General features: G+C 64.9%; 16 protein-coding genes. 9 read left to right on the top strand and 7 right to left on the bottom strand.

Translation table 11 applies throughout. The annotated features are described in order from the left end of the window. The coding region (locus tag A9X01_RS12620) for an IS256 family transposase (RefSeq protein ID WP_155772060.1) at window positions 1-769 on the top strand (769 nt) is incomplete at its 5' end. A gap of 16 nt (window positions 770-785) precedes the next feature. Here A9X01_RS12620 and A9X01_RS12615 read toward each other — a convergent pair. Continuing rightward, window positions 786-2183, bottom strand: coding sequence for an aldehyde dehydrogenase family protein (locus A9X01_RS12615; RefSeq protein ID WP_172832502.1), 1398 nt, complete (start codon window positions 2181-2183; stop codon window positions 786-788). Window positions 2184-2231: 48 nt separating this feature from the next. Here A9X01_RS12615 and A9X01_RS12610 point away from each other — a divergent pair, with 48 nt between their 5' ends. From A9X01_RS12610 to A9X01_RS12595, 4 genes are all read left to right on the top strand, one after another. Then, window positions 2232-3071 (top strand): SDR family NAD(P)-dependent oxidoreductase, encoded by an 840-nt coding sequence (locus A9X01_RS12610; protein ID WP_253849117.1) that lies wholly within the window; start codon window positions 2232-2234, stop codon window positions 3069-3071. Window positions 3072-3170: 99 nt separating this feature from the next. After that, a complete protein-coding gene (locus A9X01_RS12605) occupies window positions 3171-3971 on the top strand; it encodes an SDR family NAD(P)-dependent oxidoreductase (protein WP_253849115.1) in 801 nt (266 codons plus the stop codon). Window positions 3972-4153: 182 nt separating this feature from the next. Then, the gene (locus A9X01_RS31355) at window positions 4154-4414 is read left to right on the top strand and encodes a Zn-ribbon domain-containing OB-fold protein (protein WP_253849114.1); all 261 of its coding nucleotides are present in this window, start codon (window positions 4154-4156) and stop codon (window positions 4412-4414) included. Further along, window positions 4414-5589: a thiolase family protein gene (locus A9X01_RS12595; RefSeq protein ID WP_065121098.1), complete on the top strand. Its 1176-nt coding sequence runs from the start codon at window positions 4414-4416 to the stop codon at window positions 5587-5589. Before A9X01_RS31355 ends, A9X01_RS12595 begins: the two co-directional genes overlap by 1 nt. A gap of 46 nt (window positions 5590-5635) precedes the next feature. Here A9X01_RS12595 and A9X01_RS12590 read toward each other — a convergent pair whose 3' ends face one another. The 4 genes from A9X01_RS12590 to A9X01_RS12575 all read right to left on the bottom strand — a co-directional run bounded on the left by A9X01_RS12590 (window position 5636) and on the right by A9X01_RS12575 (window position 8954). Beyond that, window positions 5636-6115: a hypothetical protein gene (locus tag A9X01_RS12590; RefSeq protein ID WP_155772059.1), complete on the bottom strand. Its 480-nt coding sequence runs from the start codon at window positions 6113-6115 to the stop codon at window positions 5636-5638. A 122-nt stretch (window positions 6116-6237) separates the two neighbouring features. Then, window positions 6238-7239, bottom strand: coding sequence for a glycoside hydrolase family 6 protein (locus tag A9X01_RS12585; RefSeq protein ID WP_065121096.1), 1002 nt, complete (start codon window positions 7237-7239; stop codon window positions 6238-6240). A gap of 54 nt (window positions 7240-7293) precedes the next feature. Further along, a complete protein-coding gene (locus tag A9X01_RS12580) occupies window positions 7294-7968 on the bottom strand; it encodes a TetR/AcrR family transcriptional regulator (protein WP_065121095.1) in 675 nt (224 codons plus the stop codon). 65 nt (window positions 7969-8033) lie between these two features. Continuing rightward, window positions 8034-8954: a metal-dependent hydrolase gene (locus A9X01_RS12575; RefSeq protein WP_065121094.1), complete on the bottom strand. Its 921-nt coding sequence runs from the start codon at window positions 8952-8954 to the stop codon at window positions 8034-8036. A 125-nt stretch (window positions 8955-9079) separates the two neighbouring features. On the opposite strand from A9X01_RS12575, the gene A9X01_RS12570 reads away from it, so the two are divergent. Further along, window positions 9080-11065, top strand: a complete 1986-nt coding sequence (locus tag A9X01_RS12570) for a flavin-containing monooxygenase (protein ID WP_065121093.1) — start codon at window positions 9080-9082, stop codon at window positions 11063-11065. Here the strand turns inward: A9X01_RS12570 and A9X01_RS12565 are convergent. Beyond that, window positions 11052-11951 (bottom strand): alpha/beta fold hydrolase, encoded by a 900-nt coding sequence (locus A9X01_RS12565; protein WP_065121092.1) that lies wholly within the window; start codon window positions 11949-11951, stop codon window positions 11052-11054. The genes A9X01_RS12570 and A9X01_RS12565 overlap by 14 nt on opposite strands. A 69-nt stretch (window positions 11952-12020) precedes the next feature. Between A9X01_RS12565 and A9X01_RS12560 the strand changes: the two genes are divergently transcribed. Continuing rightward, a complete protein-coding gene (locus tag A9X01_RS12560) occupies window positions 12021-12920 on the top strand; it encodes an alpha/beta hydrolase (RefSeq protein ID WP_065121091.1) in 900 nt (299 codons plus the stop codon). 2 nt (window positions 12921-12922) lie between these two features. Continuing rightward, entirely contained in the window at window positions 12923-14062 is a 1140-nt protein-coding gene (locus A9X01_RS12555; RefSeq protein ID WP_081282352.1) for an aromatic ring-hydroxylating oxygenase subunit alpha, read from the top strand. Here the strand turns inward: A9X01_RS12555 and A9X01_RS12550 are convergent, their stop codons facing one another. Beyond that, a complete protein-coding gene (locus A9X01_RS12550; RefSeq protein WP_065121090.1) occupies window positions 14063-14614 on the bottom strand; it encodes a TetR/AcrR family transcriptional regulator in 552 nt (183 codons plus the stop codon). 193 nt (window positions 14615-14807) lie between these two features. On the opposite strand from A9X01_RS12550, the gene A9X01_RS12545 reads away from it, so the two are divergent. After that, window positions 14808-16022, top strand: coding sequence for a cytochrome P450 (locus A9X01_RS12545; RefSeq protein WP_065121089.1), 1215 nt, complete (start codon window positions 14808-14810; stop codon window positions 16020-16022). Window positions 16023-16050 lie beyond the last annotated feature (28 nt).

Here is a 16050-nt window from a genome sequence, read left to right as displayed (position 1 = left end):
CGATGCCGGCCCGTATACGTTCATGGCCGCCGATGCCCTGGTACTCAAGGTCCGCGAGGCCGGTCGCGTGGTCAACGTGCACGCGCTGATCGCGGTGGGCGTCAACGCCGAGGGCTACCGCGAAATCCTGGGCATCGACGTCACCACCGCCGAAGACGGCGCGGGCTGGTTGACGTTTCTGCGCTCGTTGACCGCGCGCGGCCTATCTGGGGTGGCGCTGGTCACCAGCGACGCCCATGCTGGCCTGCTCTCAGCGATCGGGGCCACCTTACCCGGGGCGTCCTGGCAGCGCTGCCGCACCCACTACGCCACCAACTTGATGGCCATCACCCCCAAGAGCTCCTGGCCCTGGGTCAAGACCCTGCTGCATTCGGTGTTCGACCAACCCGACGCCACATCCGTTGCCGCGCAATATGACCGGATCATCGACGCCCTGGCTGACAAGCTGCCTAAGGTCGCTGATCACCTCGAAGCCGCCCGGTCCGACCTGCTGGCCTTCACCGCTTTTCCCAAGCAGATCTGGCGCCAGATCTGGTCCAACAACCCTCAAGAACGACTCAACAAAGAAATCCGCCGTCGCACCGATGTCGTCGGGATCTTCCCCGACCGCGAAGCCCTGATCCGCCTCGTCGGCGCCGTGCTGGCCGAACAACACGACGAATGGGCCGAATCACGCCGCTATCTGGGCCTCGACGTCCTCAGCAAATCCCGAGTCACCACCACCACAACACCAGAACAGGAGGACGCACCCGCAGCACTAACCGCCTAACCACGACAGCGAAGAATCACACGACGACGTCATACACCACGTCCCTGGACTTGACCCTGCCGGCGCGCAATGCCCTACTGACCCGCAGCGCCCGGTTGACATCGCGGGTGTAGACGGCGGCACCCAAGCCATACCTGGTGTCGTTGGCCAACCGGATGGCCTCGTCCTCGTCGTTGAACGGAAGCACACACAAAACCGGCCCAAATATCTCATCTTGTGCGACCGCCATCGAGTTGTCCGCGTCGACCAGAACCGTAGGGGCAACGAAGTTCCCTGCGTTACTGACATTTTCGGCACGTCCGCCGCCGACGGCAAGCTGAGCGCCGTCAGCAACGGCGCGCTCAATGTGTCCAAGGACGCGGTGCATGTGCCGCGTACTGATCATCGGGGCCGCCGAAACTTTCGGATCGAAGGGGTCACCGAACGCGGCGGCCGCCGCGAAACCGACCAGATTTGCCACCACTTCGTCGTACACCGCGCGGTGTGCCAAAATCCGTGACTGACAGACGCAGACCTGACCCGACAAGCCCAGGAATGCGTTGCCGGCGGCGATTCCGACGGCCGTGCTCAGATCGGCGTCGGAGAAGATCAGCGCTGGGCTCTTGCCGCCCAATTCCAGCGAGACGCGGCCGATCCGGGCACTGACCGTCGCCGCGATCGCCCCGCCGACGTCGCGACTCCCGGTGAATGACACCTTGTCGACGCGGGGATCTCCGACGAGAGCAGTCCCCACCGGATCACCCGGACCGGTCACGATGTTGACCACCCCAGCAGGCAGATCGGCTTGCGCTATCAGCTCAGCCATTCGCAGGCTGACCAGCGGAGACAATTCCGACGGTTTTGCGACGACAGTGCAACCCGCCGCTAGCGCGGGGGCAAGCTTCTGAGCGAATAAGCTCATCGGTGCATTCCACGGCGTGATGATCGCGGCGACACCGACGGGTTCGTGTGTCGTGAAGGTGAAGGGTTGGTTGGGTTCCCATTGCGGGTAGGTCGCGCCGGTGATCTTGTCGACCCAACCGGCACAGGTGTCGAAGAGATCGGCCGGGTATTCGGCGCCCATCTGGTAGAAACCGACGAATGAGCTGGGCGTCGCATTGTCCAGGGACAGTAGAGCATTCAGGTTCGCTGCGTCGGACCGAATCAGTTCAGCAATGGAACGCAGGAACCGCGCCCGATCGCGTGCGGGTAACCGAGGCCAGGGGCCGTCGTCGAACGCGGTGCGCGCAGCGGTCACTGCGGCATCGACCGCGGATCTGTCGGCGTTCGGTGCCTGAAAGAGCGCTTCTCCGCTTGCCGGATGAATGTGCTGTATCGGTTCGGCCCGACCGTCGACCCACGAGCCGTTGATGAACATCCGTGGTTGCGGCAGCGTCACGCGTGACAAGTGTGGAAGCACGGAGATTGCGCTCACTTTAGAAACAATAGTACAGTTTCTGTACTTGTGTAGAGCATGCAGCCGGTGAGGTCGGCGCAGGTGCAGGTCCATACGATTCAATCGACGACAGCGGGTATCGCAGCAATGGTGCTGAATGGACGCGTAGCGCTGATCACCGGGGCGAGCGGGGGAATCGGGCGGGTGCTCGCCCTGCGGCATGCGCGGGCCGGTGCTTCGGTGGTGTTAGTTGCACGCCGCGCAGCGCAGCTGAAACAGACCGCGCAACTGGTCGCCGAAGCGGGCGCTGAATCCCTGGAACTCGTCGCGGATATCCGCGACGAGGGTCAATGCCGAGAAGTGATCGCCGGCGCACTGGGGCATTTCGGTCGCTTGGACGTCTTGGTGAACAACGCGGCTATCCCGGGCGTCGACCAGACGATCAGTCAAGCAACGGTGGGCAACTGGTGGGATGTGCTGGGGACGAACCTGGTGGCACCGATGGTGCTATCCCGGGAGGCGTTGCAGCAGTTCATGATCGGCAATGGTAACGGCAATATCCAGTTCATGTCCTCGGCTGCGTCCAGGTCGGTGCGGGCGGGAAAGGGCCATTATGCGGCCGCGAAGCTGGCGCTGAGCGCTTTGTGCCAGACAATGGCGTTGGAGACCGGCGGCATCGGGATACGGGTGAACACCATCGTGGTCGGTGCCGTGATGGGGGAGTTACTCGACGGCTACATCGACAGGCTGGCAGCGCAGCAGCGGATCGAACCGGAGCAAGCGCGTGCGCAGATCGCCGCGTCAAACGCATTAGGCCGACTTGTTCGGCCCGAGGAGATTGCCGACGTGTCGGTGTGGCTGGCGTCCGATGCCGCGTCGGCGATAACGGGGCAAGACGTTTTTGTCACCGGCGGGCAGCGCTCATGACCGGTCGCGGTCCCATGGGTGACGTCCGATTGTGATTGAATACTTGAACGCAATATGTTCAAGTGTTATATCTGTGCGTCACGCAGAAGGGGAGTCATTGTGGCCGGTTTGGCGGACAGGCAGGCCTTGGTGACCGGCGGGGCGCAGGGTCTTGGTCGCGCGATAGCGCATCGACTCGCCGAACTGGGCGCTCATGTCACCATCGTCGACTTGAACGAAGACAAAGCGGCCGAATGCGTCGAACAGATCCGGATGAAGGATGGTCGTGCATCGTGGCTCCGAGCGAATGTCGCCCGTCGCGAAGACATCGAGGCGGCGGTGCACCGAGTCGCGGCAGACGGTGACGGCCGAATCGACATCATGGTCAACGCTGCCCAATTCTTCGCCATGCCCAAGGCTTTGGAGCTGGTCACGGAAAAGGACTGGGAGCTGTCGGAAGCTACCGGGCCGAAGGCGACGTTTCGTTTCATGCAGATCGGCTTCCCGTTCTTGCGGGCTTCCGGTCGGGCATCGGTGATCAACTTCGTGTCGGGCTCGGCCCTGGCCGGGATCGCTTACACCGCTCCGTATTCCGCGGCCAAGGGGGCAGTAGCCGCCCTGACGAAAGTCGCCGCCAACGAGTGGGCACGCCATCACATTCGCGTCAACGCGGTCTGTCCGTTCGCTCTGACGGAAGTTCAGCAGAGGATGATCGGCACCGAGTGGGACAACTACACCCGAACCGCTCAGGCGTCACCGATGAAGCGCGGCGCGGATCCCGATACCGAAATCGCCCCGGCGGTAGCGTTTCTGGCCGGTGATGATGCAGCATTCGTCACGGGAACGGTGCTACACATCGACGGCGGGATGACCGAATTGTCCACGGTCGACTATTCGCAATCCCCCGGTGTCTTCGGGTAGCGCCCGCGCGACTGGCTGAGGAAAAGATGTCAGACATCCGGCGACCGATGCCCGACGTGACCGACCTGAGCAGACCGTTCTGGACTTGCGGTGCCCAAGGGGTACTCCGACTGCAGCGGTGTACGCGCTGTCGGCGACTGTGTCATCCACCTGCGTTGCGCTGCCCGCACGAGCACGCCGCCTTGGAGTGGGTCGAATTGAGCGGCCGCGGGCGGCTCGAGTCGTGGACAATCAACCGCCATCAGTGGTTTCCGGCCTACGAACCGCCTTACGTCATCGCCTTCGTCAACCCCATCGAGGACACGGGTGCCCGGTTGTTGACGAATCTGGTCAACTCCGACCCAGGCGAGCTTGCCGTCGGCATGGCCCTGCGGTTGGTCTTCGAGCGGCTCATCGACGGCGATGACGAGGTTTACGTACCGCTGTTTGAACCGGCGCGCTGATGACGAGTCCGTTGACCGAGCGCGTCATCATCAGCGGTATCGGCCAGTCCGCAATCGGCCGCCGACTCGGGCGGGAGGGTCTTGATCTGACCGTGGAAGCGTGTGAGGCCGCCGTCGCCGACGCCAACCTCACCCTGGCCGATATCGACGGCCTGACAACGTATCCCGGAGCCTCACAACCTGGGCTCGGTTTTTCGGGGGCCTCGTCGCGCGACATTCACGACGCGCTGGGTATCAAGCCGAATTGGGTTGCCGGGGGTGTGGAGTCGCCGGGCCAGCTGGGGGCGGTAGTTGATGCGATGATGGCTGTCGCCAGCGGACTCGCCCGCCACGTGTTGTGTTGGCGGAGCATTTGGGAGGGCACAGCCCAGGGAGTCGGCCGGCGCCGGGGTTACGGCGCAGGCGCTAGCCGACCGAGCGGATTGTTGGCCTGGCAGTTGCCTTTTGGCGCAACGGCTGCCAATCTGGCCGCGCTGCAGATCCGGGCGAGGATGCACCGATACGGTCTGACGCGCGAGCAGTTGGGTTCCGTTGCCGTCGCTCAGCGGGCGCACGCCACCCGTAACCCGAGCGCGATCTACACCCAGCCGATGGATCTCGAGATGTATTTGGGCGCTCGGATGATCTCGGACCCTTTGTGCATGTTCGACTGTGATATCGCTTGTGACGGCGCCACCGCGTTCGTCATCTCACGTGCCGAGCATTCCGCCGGGCTTGACCACCCGGGCGTGGTCGTCGAGGCGCTTGATTGCGCCCATCACGACCGCTTCACGTGGGAAGCGGGACAAGACATCACCCGGATCAGCTCCCGCTGGTCTTCGGTGTGGGAGCGGACCGATTTCCGCGTTGCCGACGTCGATGTGGCTTCCCTGTACGACGGGTTCAGTGTGTTCGTGTTGTGCTGGCTGGAGGACTTCGGTTTCTGCCCTGTCGGAGAGTCGGGCGAATGGATTGCCGACCCGAACCGCATTTCGTTGGGTGGCGACCTGCCGATCAACACCGCCGGGGGTCAGCTGTCGGGCGGGCGTCTCCACGGTTTCGGCCACCTGCACGAAGCGTGTCTGCAAATTCGGGGTGAGGCGGGTGCCCGGCAAGTCGAGGGGGCGGCACTGGCCGCGGTCGGCGTCGGCGCGGCGAACAGTGGCACCACCGCAATGTTGTTGCGGCGCGCTTAGACACAGATATCGCAGTCGTCCGCGTTCAAAATCGTCCAGTCTGGGTTCAGTGCTGGACCCGGATCCCGATGCTGCTGAGCGCACTGCTGAGATCGTCGCAATAGCGGACCGGCGGGGGCGTCGGTTTCGGCGTGCCGACCGCTCTGTCTCCAGTGACCCACCGCTGACTACGGCTTCGTCGGGAAAAATCCACGTAGCCGGCAGCCCGCAGCGTGAGCACGACGGCGGCAGCCAGCAGGCCGCCGCCGAAAGCCATTACGGAAAAGGAGATGTCGCGTCGGGTGGCGACCATTGCGTCGCATTGAGCCGTGTAGTCACTGAGCTCATACGGCGCGCCGAAGTGGGTCTGGAGGTCCCGATTGACGACGTCTTCGTGGGCCGCGACGGCACGGTCCGGATGGAATCCGGTGCCGCACGCGATTGGCGTTCCCGCACGGTCGACTACTTGCAGCGACAGGGGCAGTGTTAACCCGAAAAGCGACCCGAGCACCGCCGCGGCGCCCAGCACCCCGAACACCCACCTCACCGTGCAGCCCTCCGGTTCTGCAAAGCGACTATTCGACGTATGTTTACCCAGCGCCCAGGTTTTTACGCCGATAGCTGGAGAAAAAGTTACGCCTTTCCGGAGGTCAGCGGAATGATTTCGGTTTAACCCGCGCGGCGCGCCAGATCGATGGCGAACTGGTTCACGAAGGTGCCAGCCGGCGGATCACCCTTGTCGCAGGTGCCGTCGGACTCACCGGGACGCTTGATCCAGAGGTATGCATCGGCGTGCGCGCCCGCGGTGGCGGCGGTCGGCGGGGTGCCTAGTGCCCGACCGCTGGGGTTGCACCAGTTCAGTGCGGAGTCGGGCGCGGGCCCTACGCCGTTGCGCGATGTGTCGATCACGTAGTGGGCGCCGTTGGTGAGGCCCGAGATCGCCTCGCCGTAACCAATTTCGTCTCCGGTGGTGAAGAAGTTCGCGGTGTTGAGGCTGAAGCCCCGGGCCCGGGCGACGCCGGCCTGGTTGAGCCGGCCGGCCATGTCCTCGGCGCTGTGCCAGCGCAGGTGCCCGGCGTCGACATACACGGCCGCGTTCGGGTCGCGGGTCAACGCGTCGACGGCGTAGCGGATCAGGTCGTAGCGTTCCTGGCGCTGGTCGCCGGAGAGGCAGTCGGCCATAGCCAGCGCATCCGGTTCGACCACGACCGCCGCCGGCGATGAACCCAGGTCGTTGGCGATGCCGTCGATCCAGCTCCGATACTCACCCGCCGAGCCGAACCCTCCCGCGGCAAAGCTGCCGCAGTCGCGGTGCGGGATCCCGTAGATGCTGAACACGGGCATCGCGCCGGCGGCCGCCGCGTCACCGGCGTACTTGGCGACCGTCGATGCCGAGGAACCGGGGACGATCCAGTACGCCTGCGGGGTGTTGGCGATGGCGGTCAATTCGGGGCTCGGCGGGTCGGCGTGCTGGGCGGCGCGCATGGCCGCGGAGTTCGGGTTCACATAGAACGGCATGCCGGCCAGTGGGTTGCCATCGGCGGCCAGGCGCACCGCCGGGGTGCGGCCGGCCTGCACCGGGTCGGCAATCAAACCGAGGCCGGCAATGGCCGCGACTGTCAGTAACGGGGCGATCCATCGCGCGAGGGCGCCAGCAGCTGAGAACATCACCCCAGGAAATTAGCGTTCGGCTGCACCTCGCGCCAATTTGCCCCCGCGGAGGGGTCAGGACGCCGAACGACGCCGAGGTCGCCGCGGCGGCGCGGTCATCTCGGACAGCGTTTCCATCGCGCCGGCGATTCGTGGGTAGACGACCGCGGGCCCGATCCAGCGCGCCAGGAAACGCCGCAGATCGTCTCCGCGTCGGTGCGCCTGACCGCGGTCGATCAGGAATGAGTACAGCACCCGCAGGCAGAACTCGGACAGCTCGCTCAGTGCGTGCTCATCGAAACCGGCTGCCGCCCAATCGACCTCATACCGGTGCAGCATCGAACGGCTGAAGGCCAACGCCGTGTCGGAGGTCAGGGAGGTGGTCACCGAATCGCGCGATCGCTTGCTGAGGATCAGGCCGAGCCGATGGTTGTCGGAGAGATGCTCGATCGCGAAAGCCACCCCTTCCACCATCGCCGCCGCGGGGTCCGTCATGCCGCGCACGTGATCGGCCAGCTGTTCCAGGAACCCGTCACCGGAACGCATCGCGGTGGCGATCATCAACGCCTCGGTGCCGGGGAAGTAGCGGTACACCGTCTGGCGGGTGACGCCCAGCGTGCGCGCGACGTCGGCGATACGCATCGACGATCCGCGTTCGGCGATCAACTCGTCGGCCGCGTCGAGGATCCGGGTGATGGCCTCTTCGTCAGACCGCGGTGTGTTGCCGGACCAGCCGTGACTTCGGACCACTATCCGCCCACCTGCGCCGCGTGCATGGCGCGATCATATCGGTGCCGCGGCGTCACCTGGCTGCTCTAACCGCTGGTCACGCCGACGGAATACCAATGTGCGGCGCACTTGGGTTCCTCGGCGTAACGATCGAACCAGCGCCCGGCGAACGGGGGCAGATTCTCGTACGCGGGATCGTGGTGAGGGCCCTGCGAGCGGACCAGGCCGGTCAGCATCGCGACCATCTCCCGTTTGGGCACGCCCGAGTAGGTGCCTTGCCCAGGACCGGTGAGCCGGCGGCTTGCGTTGATCGACGAGCGGATCGCCCGCGGCGACCACCCCGCCGGGAGCAGCTGGCCGTACGAACCGCCGTCGGCAGCCGGGACGTGCTCCTGGAAGCCTCTCGACACGATCGCGAGCAGTTCACCGATGTGTTTGAGGACGCCGCCGATCGCTTTCACCCGGTACGGAAAGCTGCCGTGGACGGCGTCATAGACCATCAGGGCCGAACTTCGGTGCTCGATCTCCTCGACGAAGTGCCACAGGAACAGCGAGGCCACCCGCTCGTCACCGGGTTCGAAGAGTTTGTCCTCGTGATCGAGGAAGACTTTGAAGTAGGGCGTGAAGGTGTTCTCGATGACCGCGGTGTAGGCCAGTCGCCATGCCAGCGGCCGGGTCGCCGTCAGGTGCTCGAAGGATGCGAGAACCTCATCCATCGTGGTCTGCAGGCCCGGCCAGCGCCGAACGAGGGCGCGGAAGTGGCTCATGTGTGCCGCAGAGTGTTGAGCTTCCTGCCGCAGGTACGCGGTGGCCTCTTCGGCGACGCGGGGATCGCGGATCAACGGGATCGCCTCACGAGTGGCATCCACGATGAACTTCTCGAAACCCGGTGCAAAGAAGGTGATCAGATTGCACTGGACGGCGAACGCCGGCCGCCGCGGATGCCACATGAAAGGAATGTCGGTCCCGGCGAAGTCGAATCGCACGCGTCGCACTTGAAGAGTCATTACGCCCTGCCTCGATGTGTCCATGGCCCGTTGGCTAGACACTTGTGGGACTTTCGTCTCGTCCCCAAATTAGCACCGGTGCGTGTTCTTGACCATACGCACCGCAACGAATGTATGGTGCTGTCATGGCTCACTCGATCCTCGGCGCCGCAGCGGGGAGCGTGCTCAGCGCAAACGCGTTGCTCGGACTGCCCTTCGACGATTCCGACGACGTCATACGTGCGGCCGTCGAGCAGGCCAGCGTGCCCGCGCTGCTGATGTCGATGGTGCACATGACGGGTGACCTAGGCCTGCTCGACGAACTCCCGCGGCCGTTCATGCTCATCGCCATGGATCTGCAGGGAGCCATGAGCGAACCCGACAAGCAGCTGGTGCGGGAGCGCGCTTTCGAAGTGATCCGCAACTACCGCGACCGTGGCTGCCCGCCCCCGTTCGTCCCGGACGCAGCGCAGATGCGGGTGATGTTCGACGCGATATCGGCCGGCACGGTGACCGAGCAGTTCGTCGACTACGTGGCGGCGGACCTGCGGTTCACCGACGCCGACCAGTGCGGGCCGGTGCTGGCGTCCACACCGGAACAGCGGGCCGACTTCCCGGTGGTCGTCATCGGCTGCGGGGAGGCCGGTCTGCTGGCGGGAATCAAGCTGAAGGCGGCGGGCGTACCGTTCACCATCGTCGAGAAGCAGTCCGGGGTCGGCGGAACATGGCTGGCGAACCGGTATCCCGGCTGCCGCGTGGATATCGCCAGCCAGTACTACACCTTCTCGTTCGAACCGACCGACCACTGGACGCACTACTACGCCGAGCAACCGGAGATCCTGCAATACCTGCAAGACGTTGCAGATCGCCACGACATCGGGCCGCATGTGCGCTTCAACACCGAGGTGATTGGTGCGGCCTGGAACGAGGAGTCGGCCACCTGGCGGGTGACGATCCGGTCGTCTGACGGCGGCCAGGAGACGCTGTTCGCCCGTGCCCTGATTTGTGCCGTCGGACAGTTCAGCAACTCCGTAATTCCAAATATCAACGGCGCCAGAACTTTCCGAGGTCCCTCGTTTCACACCGCGGACTGGCGGGACGATGTCGATCTGACCGGGAAGCGGGTGGCGGTGATCGGCGCGGGGGCGAGCGGATTCCAGCTTGTCCCGGCGATAGCCGACCGAACCGAACACGTTGACGTCTATCAGCGAACCCCGCAATGGATGGCGCCAAACCCGAGCTACCACGACGCCATCCCGGATGGCGCCAGGTGGGCGATCCGCCACCTGCCCTACTACGCGAGATGGCTGCGGTTCGTGTCCTGGTGGCCGATCGCTGACGCGCTCGACGAGCAGGTGCGGATCGATCCGGCATGGGACAACGGCGGATTGTCGTGCAACGAGTCCAACCATGCCATCCGGGAGCTGTTCATCGCGTGGATGCGGGCCTTCTGCACCGACGAGGAACTGTTGGAGAAGGTCACGCCCAAGTACCCGCCGATGGGCAAGCGGACTTTGCAGGACAACGGAACCTGGCTGCTGACCCTGCAACGCGACGACGTCGAGCTGGTCACCGAGCCCATCGCCGAGATCACCGCCGACGGCGTCACGACGGTCGACGGCAGGCACCGGCCGGCGGACGTGCTGGTGTGGGCGACCGGATTCGACGTCAACCACCAGCTAGGCCCCATCAACGTCCGCGGGCTCGACGGCGTCGAGCTCAACAGTGTCTGGGGCGATTCCGCGTACGCCTACCTCGGGGTCACCGTGCCGGGTTTCCCCAACTTTTTCTGCATGTACGGGCCCGGCACCAACGCCGTCAACGGCGCCAGCATCATCTACAACTCCGAGTGTCAGATGCGCCACATCATGGGATGCATTGACATGGTGGCTGCTCGCGGTCTCGGATCGGTGATGCCCCGCAAGGACACCTGTGACGACTACAACCGGCGCAACCAGGAGCGGCTGAGGCAGATGGTCTACAGCCACCCGGCAATTTCCAGTAGCTACTACAAGAACGCGTCCGGTGGTTTACCCACCTTGTACGGCTTCCGCATCTTCGACTATTGGCGGTGGACGAGCCGCGTGAACAAGGAAGATTACGAGTTGCGGCCCAACCCTATTCGCCGTTGAGGTAGTCGAGGATGGCGGCGCAGACGGCCTCGGGCTGGTCGACCTGGAGAAAGTGTCCGGCGCCCGGGACGATCTGAACCCGGCTGCCGGGCGGGAGTGCGTCGATCACGCCGTCGAGGTAGCCGACCTGGACCGCGCCGTCCTGCTCGCCGTGCAGTACGAGTACGGGTCTGCGCGGAAGATCGAAGCGGAAGCGGTGCAGCTCAGCATATTTCGCTGCTGGACGGGTGAAGCGGACCATGGCGCGGTAGTACCCTACGGCCGCTTTGCAATGGGCGCGCGTCGGCAGCGCGGCGAGCGTGCGAGCCACGTCCGCGTGAACATCGGTGCCGGACGGTGACCAATCCCGCCACAGCCGCGGGATGGCACGGTGCAGTACCCGTTCCGGAACACCGGGCAGCTGGAAGAAGAGCACGTACCAGCTTCGACGCAGCTGGATCGCCGTCATCAGCAGGTTCTGCGCGAGGCTGCGCCGCGAGTTGTCGAAAGCCCGCACCGGCGGGGCGGCCATGGAAACGTACGCGCCGAACGGCGGCGCTTCCGACGCGGCGAGACCGTTGGCCGTGAAAGAGCCCCAGTCGTGGCCGATCAGCACGGCGTCCGCGCCGCCGTCGAGGGCTCGGTGCAGATCCACCAGATCGGTCATCAGCGCACCCAGGTGATAGTCATCATCGGGCGCAGGGCCCGTCGGGGCGTAGCCGCGTGTGAAGGGTGCCACCACGCGGAAGCCCTTGGCGGCCAGTATCGGTCCGACGTACCGCCAACTGTGTGCGCTGTCGGGAAACCCGTGTACGCACAGGGCCAACCGGCCGTCCTGCGGGCCCCAGGCGAGTGCGCTCATGCGAATATGCGGTAGCTCGAACTCCAGCGTCCGTGGTTCCGTCACCCATTGACCATACAAGGTTTCTGAAGTGTATTGTGAGCGGCGATGTCACCGCGACGGAGGGGGTAAGCGATCGTCGACTACGGTGCGATCGATCCGGAACTGCGACGGATCGCCCGGCTGTTGCCCAAGGGCTACGGACTGCACAGAGGTCTGCGGGTGCCGCGGGCGCTGATGGGACTCGCCGGGCGCATCGGCGCCGTGCGTGGGGTCGAGGTGGCCAGCATCAATCCTGATGTGACCGTACGGGTGCACCGCCCCACCGAGGTGACCGAGCCGATGCCCGCGCTGCTGTGGATCCACGGCGGCGGAACCTTGATGGGTTGTGCCGCGCAGGAGGACCGGTTCTGCCGAAAGATGGTCAAATTCACCGATGTCGCGGTCGTCGCCGTAGACCACCGCCTGGCGCCCGAGCATCCGTACCCCACGCCGCTGCAAGACTGCTACGCCGCGCTGCGGTGGCTTGCCGACCAGCCCTGGGTGGACCCGACGCGGATCGGGGTCGGCGGTGCGAGCGCCGGCGGCGGATTCACGGCCGCTGTCGCCCAGCTCGCGCAGGATCGGGGTGACGTCCGGCTGGCGCTGCAGATGATGGTCTATCCGATGCTCGACGACCGTACGCGCGACGACGAACGGCGGCGCGTGATGTGGTCGGCACGTGACAATCAGCTCGCCTGGACCTGGTATCTCGCGGACGCAGACCCCGCGACGGCGGTGCCGGCACGGCGCTGCGATTTACAGGGACTGCCTACCGCCTGGATCGGCGTGGGCACGCTGGACCTCTTCTACGAGGAGTGCGTGACGTATGCGGATCGGCTCCGCCGGGCCGGGGTGCCGGTCCACCTCGAGATCGCGGACGGGGCATTCCATGCCTTCGACCTCATCGGCCCGAATGCCTCCGTGTCGCAAGGGTTTTTCGCCAGCCAGTGCCGTGCGGTACGGGCGGCGCTGGTGGACGCAGGCAAGGAGTAATCATGCCACGGCAGGAGTCGCTCGAGCTCACCCGACGGGTGCTGAAACACTTCGAGAACGACACCCTCGACACGGTCGAGGAGGTGTGGCGCGAGCCACGCGCGGCGTTCGTCGACCGCGAGCGCTTCGATGCCGAGGTCGCGATGCTGCGACGGGTCCCGCACGTGATCGGCTGGGCGGGAGAAGTCGGGACGCCTGGGCAGTACACCACCAAAGACGTGCTGGGCGTACCCGTTCTGGTGGTGCGCGGTAGGGACGGCGAACTCCGTGCGTTTGTCAATGGGTGTGCGCATCGCGGCGCGCAGGTGGCCGCCGGTTGTGGGACCGCGAGGATGTTCACCTGCCCATACCACGGCTGGACCTACGGCACGGACGGACGTCTGACCGGCGCGCCCGCCCGCAAGATGTTCTCCGGCGCGCTGGACGGCAGGGGATTGACCCCATTGCCCGTGAGCGAGCGCGCCGGTCTCATCACGGTCGGCCTGGCGCCGGGAACCGACGTCGACGCAGCGCTGGGCGAGATCGGGGAGCCGTTGTCCCAGTATGACTTCGGGACTCGTCACCACGCCGAGACGAGACGTTTCGAAATCGCGACCAACTGGAAGCTGGCCGTGGACGTCAACTTCGAGGGATACCACTTCCCCTACGTGCACGCCGATACCCTCGACCCGATCGCTTCGAACAACTCGGTATGTGACGCCTACGGGCGCCACAATCGGTGGGCCTTTCCGTTCCGCGACATCGTCAACTTGCGTGATGTGCCCGAATCCGACTGGCCGGAGCAGTTTTTCGGCACCGTCGTCTACGGGCTGTTCCCGTCATGTGTGCTTATAGAGGCGCCCGCTTCCTACCAGATGCTTCGGGTGTACCCAGGCGGTGGTCCGGGGGAGTGCGTCATCTACATCACCTACGGGTCGCCGGATCCGATCACCACGGATCAACAGCGCGAGTGGTACCGGATGTCGATGGACGCGGTGTGCAACGTGTTGTGCAATCAGGACTTTCCGATGGCCGAGGCGTGTCAGCGGGGTCTGGCGGGCGGGGTCGCCGACGTGGTCTTCGGCCGCAACGAACCCATGCTGCATCACCTCGCGCAGGCATGGCAGCAGGCGCTCGTCGAGGAGACCGGCGCCGAACTGTAGTCAGATCCCGCGGAATGAGGCGGCAAAGAATCGCCGCAGCATCGCCGTTTCGGTTTTCGGGTCCTTCAGCGGCCACACCCACAGTGCGAGGAAGACGCGGATCAGCCATTGTGCGGCCAGCGGGTCGGCATCATCTGCACCCAGCATTTCGGCGGCAAATCCCGTGATGGCAGGCGAATTGGTCAGCCATTCGCTCCCAGCGTTCATGTCCATGGAGCGGAAGAGCTGATTGAGCGGGTGCGACTGCACCCGTTCGAGGGCAGCGATGGTCGCGGCCACCACGCGGTCCGGACCGCGAAGATCCCTGATGGCCTCGCGCACGGAGTCGACGATTTGGGTGGCGTGGATCTTCACGACCGCGTCCCGGATCGCTGCCTTGCCGCCGGCGTGGCGATAGATGGTGGCTGGAGAGCAATGGATTCGCTTCGCCAGCACATCGATGGAGAATGCCTCGTAACCGGCTTCCAGAATCAGTTCGGCCGCGGCTGCGTAGATCCGCTCCGCAGCTTCGACGTGCCGGTCTCCTCCCACCAGCCAGTCGGTCTGCGCCATGTGACGATGTTCCATCCGCCGCGCCGGGCTTGCAAGGGTTTCGCATCCTGAGACATTCGGCTATTAATTTCTCACTTAAATGCGCAGGTCATGCGGTGCAAGCGATTTGGCAACCGGCATGGTGAGCTTGTGGTCGTTATCAACTTCATGGACCACCGTTGACCAGGCGCAAATTGCTGTCCAGCCTGAGTACGTGGCGGTACTGGACGACCCAGTGAACTTCTTCGGCGCGGACGCGCTGCAGGATCCCTATCCGCTGTACGAGCGCATGCGCGCCGAGGCGCCGGTGCACCGCGTCGGCGATTCGGCGTTCTTCGCGGTTTGCGGTTGGGATGCGCTGATCGACGCCGTGAGCCGGGTCGACGACTTCTCGTCCAATCTCACCGCGACCATCGTCTACCGCGAGGACGGGACCGTCGCTCCGTTCGACATGATGGAGCCGGGTAGCCCGAGCCATGCGTTGGCGACCGCCGACGACCCGATCCATGCGGCGCACCGCAAGATCCTGCTGCCACACTTGTCCGCCAAGCGCGTCCGCGTCATCGAAGAATTCGCGGGCGAGCTCGCCGAGCGGCTTTGGACCGAGAATCTGCACGCCGGGCGGATCGAATGGATGGGCGCTCTGGCGAACCGCCTACCGATGATGGTGGTCGCCAAGTTGCTGGGCCTGCCCCAGACCGATGTCGACAAGTTGATTCGACTCGGCTTCGCAACTACGACGTTGCTCGATGGCGTCGTGACCCAGGCTCAGCTCGAAACAGCCGGCCTGGCCGCATTCGAGCTGTCCACCTACGTCTTGGAACACTTCGAAAAGGCTGACCCGGCAACTGAATCCGGGCTGATTCCTGACATGGCCGCTCGCTATGCGTCCGGTGAAGTCGACCAAACCGTCGCAATGGGCATCATGCTGACCCTGTTCAGCGCCGCCGGCGAATCAACGGCGTCGTTATTGGGCAGTGCCGCGTGGATACTCGCCGACCGCCCGAAGATTCAAGAGCAGTTGCGGCGGAATCCGGAGTTGCTCAACGCCTTCATCGAAGAAGCGCTGCGCTACGAGCCGCCGTTCCGGGGGCACTATCGCCACGTATGGCGCGACACGACCCTGGGTGGCGTGCCGGTCGAGGCGAACTCTCATCTGTTGCTGATGTGGGGGGCGGCCAACCGCGATCCCGCACAGTTCGACGCACCCGATGAATTCCGGCTCGACCGCTCCGGCGCCAAGGGGCACGTCACTTTCGGCCGGGGTGTGCACTTCTGCATCGGTGCCGCCTTGGCGCGGTTAGAGGCGCAGATCGTCTTCCGGATGTTGCTGGAACGCACCAGCTGGATCGAGGCGGCCGACGTGGGACAGTGGCTGCCCAGTATTTTGGTGCGCCGGTTGGACCGGCTGGAACTGGCCGTTCGATAAGCAGTCTCGTGTTTGGGAGGACGCCGCG

It is taken from the genome of Mycobacterium asiaticum (genome assembly GCF_001668675.1).
Classification (GTDB): Bacteria; Actinomycetota; Actinomycetes; order Mycobacteriales; family Mycobacteriaceae; genus Mycobacterium; species Mycobacterium asiaticum_D.
This window is presented reverse-complemented; position numbering and strand designations above follow the sequence as displayed.